At 44.0% G+C, this 3,702-nt stretch carries 4 protein-coding genes; all 4 read left to right on the top strand.

Translation table 11 applies throughout. The features are described 5' to 3' along the window. Positions 1 to 234 precede the first annotated feature (234 nt). The 4 genes from miaB (at position 235) to B3J29_RS12865 (ending at position 3,653) form a co-directional block, all read left to right on the top strand. The gene (gene miaB, locus B3J29_RS12880) at positions 235 to 1,692 is read left to right on the top strand and encodes a tRNA (N6-isopentenyl adenosine(37)-C2)-methylthiotransferase MiaB (protein ID WP_286739477.1); all 1,458 of its coding nucleotides are present in this window, start codon (positions 235 to 237) and stop codon (positions 1,690 to 1,692) included. Between the two features lie 38 nt (positions 1,693 to 1,730). Further along, a complete protein-coding gene (locus tag B3J29_RS12875) occupies positions 1,731 to 2,807 on the top strand; it encodes a PhoH family protein (protein ID WP_286739476.1) in 1,077 nt (358 codons plus the stop codon). 34 nt (positions 2,808 to 2,841) lie between these two features. Next, positions 2,842 to 3,324, top strand: a complete 483-nt coding sequence (ybeY, locus tag B3J29_RS12870) for an rRNA maturation RNase YbeY (protein ID WP_034171613.1) — start codon at positions 2,842 to 2,844, stop codon at positions 3,322 to 3,324. Between the two features lie 92 nt (positions 3,325 to 3,416). Next, positions 3,417 to 3,653 (top strand): antibiotic biosynthesis monooxygenase family protein, encoded by a 237-nt coding sequence (locus tag B3J29_RS12865; RefSeq protein WP_286965766.1) that lies wholly within the window; start codon positions 3,417 to 3,419, stop codon positions 3,651 to 3,653. Positions 3,654 to 3,702 lie beyond the last annotated feature (49 nt).

The following is a 3,702-nucleotide window of genomic DNA, read 5'->3' as shown; positions in this document are numbered from 1 at the left end:
TGTATTGTTCACTTATGTAACCTTATGATTAGACAATATTAATTTTCAGACACTTTTTGTCCATAAATCAATATTTTCCCAGCCGCATTTTAGGCTATAAGTTTAAGCGACTTTCCTGCTAAAATATGCGCCTTTAAAGATTTCAGAACGTGAATTGAATTTTTATTTACCCGTTTGTCTATGCAAGCGGATTATTCGTTCACTCTTTCGACGTATTACCTTGTAGGAGCCTACATGACGGTTCAAACCTTCATTCCGAATAGTGCCCCAGCTGCCTCAGAAAACACTGTTACCCAGCCAGCGCACACCCCAGCCATCGATGATTCAGTTAAAAAACTGTATATCGAAACGCAAGGGTGTCAGATGAATGAGTATGACAGTCACCGTATGGCAGATCTGCTGGGCGACTCCCATGGCTATGTGCTGACCACTGATCCTAAAGAAGCCGATATTCTGCTGATGAATACCTGCTCGATCCGTGAAAAGGCACAAGAAAAAGTATTCTCAGAATTGGGCCGCTGGCGCAAGCTGAAAGAAAAAAATCCGGATCTGATTATTGGTGTCGGCGGATGTGTGGCTTCTCAGGAAGGTGACAATATCCAGAAACGTGCCAATTATGTAGACATGATTTTTGGTCCGCAAACCCTGCACCGTTTACCGCAAATGCTGGACCAGCATTTTGAGCAGGTCGAAAAACCGAAAAAAGAAAAAATCAAGCTGGTAGATATTTCGTTCCCGGACATCGAAAAATTTGACTTCCTGCCTGAACCACGTGTTGAAGGTTATAAAGCCTTTGTTTCGATCATGGAAGGCTGTTCAAAATACTGTTCTTTCTGTGTAGTTCCATATACACGTGGCGAAGAAGTGTCTCGTCCACTGGATGACGTTCTGGCAGAAATTGCTGGCTTGGCAGAAAAAGGCGTGCGTGAGATTTCGCTCCTCGGTCAAAACGTAAATGGTTATCGCGGTGAAACCTTCGACGGTAAAATCTGTACTTTTGCCGATCTGTTACGCTTGGTTGCAGAAATTCCGGGTATTGGTCGTATTCGTTATACCACTTCGCATCCACTGGAATTCAACGATGATCTGATCCAGTGCTATCGTGACCTGCCACAAATGGTGTCACATCTGCATTTACCAGTACAAAGCGGTTCCAATGATGTCTTACAGGCGATGAAACGTAACCACACCATTGATGTGTATATCGAGAAAATCGAGAAACTACGTAAAGTTCGCCCAGACATGCATTTATCTTCAGACTTTATTATCGGCTTCCCAGGCGAAACCGATGAGAACTTCGAAGAAACCTATCAATTTATTCAAAATCTGGATTTCGACCATTCTTATAGTTTTGTTTATTCCAAACGTCCGGGCACCCCTGCCGCAGAGCTGGAAGATACGACACCTGAACAGGTGAAAAAAGAACGCTTAGCCAAAGTTCAGGACTGGATTAAACAGTCCAGTATTCGTAAAACAGATGCCATGCTCGGTACAGTTCAACGTGTACTGGTTGAGAAAGTTTCTGATAAAGATCCGAACGTTCTGGTCGGTACAGCAGACAACACCCGTTATGTCACCTTTATTGGCGATGCATCGTGGGTAGGGCGTTTTGCAGAGATCGAAATTACCGAAATTAAAACTTTAAATTTAGTTTACGGTGAGCTCTTGAATCTTGAGCCTGACGTGGCGTAATGTAGAGCATATAACGTACACTTTTAAAAGGAACACTCTTGACTGCAACGATTCGACGTACAGTAGCTTTTCCTGGAATTTCGATGGACCGTTTACAAGCCGTCTTAGGTGCCTATAACGGTCATTTGAAACAAATTGAACAACGTTTAGACGTCAAAATTTCCCACCGAGGTGAAAGTTTCTTTATCGATGGTGGAATCGATGCCGTTGAGAGAGCCGAAATGCTCTTGCAACGTCTTCATGAAGAATCTGAACACAGCCAGCAGATCAGTGCAGATACTTTGCATATGATGATTCAAGGTAGCCAGACCGATCGTGAACTCCAGGAGAACCTGGAAGAACAGGAATATACCGGTCTGGACAATGTCTGGCTGCAGACTCGCAAAGGCCGAATCAATCCGCGCGGTGCCAACCAGAAACGTTATGTACAGCGTATTCTGCAAAGTGATATTTCCTTTGGTATTGGCCCTGCGGGTACCGGTAAAACTTATCTCGCTGTTGCGGCTGCTGTAGATATGCTGGAGCGTAATGAAATCCAGCGTATCTTACTGGTTCGTCCTGCAGTTGAAGCGGGTGAAAAACTTGGATTCCTGCCGGGGGATTTAACCCAGAAGATCGACCCGTATTTGCGTCCCCTTTATGATGCCCTGTATGAAATGCTCGGCTTTGAAAAAGTGGCCAAGCTGATCGAACGTCAGATTATTGAAGTTGCACCGCTCGCCTATATGCGTGGTCGCACCCTGAATCATTCTTTTGTGATTCTGGATGAAGCCCAGAACACCACACCTGAACAGATGAAGATGTTCCTGACCCGTTTAGGTTTTGGTTCACGTGCAGTGATTACCGGTGATGTGACTCAGGTGGATTTACCACGTGGTCAGCAGTCTGGTCTGGCACATGCCTTACGTGTGATTGATAAAATCCCTGAGATTCATATTACCCGTTTCCATTCTCGTGATGTCGTGCGTCACCAGCTGGTTCAGAAAATTGTTGAAGCCTATGAAGGCTGGGACAGTGAACAGCAGCGTTTAGGCGCCGAGGCTCGTGCTGAGCGTAAAGCCCGTCAGGAAGCCTTGATAGCTGAGAATGATGCTGCGGCTGATGCACAGCATTAACGCTGCATTGTTATTTAATTTTTAAGGATTCACGTTGAAACTTAGTCTCTCCCTGCAACAGGACTTTCAGTCACCAGAATTGGTGCTGAAACGTGCCTATATTAAAAAAGTTGTAGAAACCACTTTGCGCCATATCGGCACCCAAAGTGATTGTGAAATTGGCATTGCCTGTGTCGATAATGATGAAAGTCATAAACTCAATCTGGAATATCGCGGCAAGGATAAACCGACCAATGTCCTGTCTTTTCCAAGTGAACTTCCAGATGAAATGGCACAGGTTCTGGATGCTTTCCCGATCGGTGATCTGGTGATTTGTATTCCAGTCGTATTACGTGAAGCCGCTGAACAGGACAAAGCTCCACTGATCCATTTCACCCATATGCTGGTACATGGCACTTTGCATCTGATGGGTTATGACCATGAAACTTCAGAGGAAGATGCTGAAGAAATGGAAGGCATTGAGATCGAGATTCTGGACAAACTGGGTATTGCTAATCCCTATCTGGAAAGAGATTAAAATTCAACAATTAAAAAGCGAGCCAAGGCTCGCTTTTTTCATTTTATTCACTTCATAATAAGCTCAATTTAAGAAATAAAATAAAAACCTTCATGAAATATGTCGTGATTTTCAAAGCGCAAATTAAAGAATTAGATCAGTATTATTTTGAAACAGCCCAGCGAATGAGAGAAAGAGCCCTTTCACAATTTCAGTGCCAGTATTTTGAAGTCTTAACCGAAGGTACTCAGGAAATTGCGCTTTCTTACTGGAACAGTCTTCATGATATTCGCGCCTGGTATGCAGATGCTGAACATCAGGCTGCTCAAGAGCTAGGGAAAAATAGCTGATATACATATTTCAGCGTGGAAGTCTGTGAAGTTTTACGGCGCTATGATG

It is taken from the genome of Acinetobacter sp. UBA5984 (assembly GCF_002429925.1).
In the GTDB taxonomy this organism is placed as follows: domain Bacteria; phylum Pseudomonadota; class Gammaproteobacteria; order Pseudomonadales; family Moraxellaceae; genus Acinetobacter; species Acinetobacter variabilis.
Note: the sequence above shows the minus strand (reverse complement) of the source record. Positions and strands in the feature narration are given on the sequence as shown.

Coding starts and splice junctions, on each gene's coding strand:
- miaB (WP_286739477.1), top strand. CDS start 235: ATGACGGTTCAAACCTTCATTCCGAATAGTGCCCCAGCTGCCTCAGAA.
- B3J29_RS12865 (WP_286965766.1), top strand. CDS start 3,417: ATGAAATATGTCGTGATTTTCAAAGCGCAAATTAAAGAATTAGATCAG.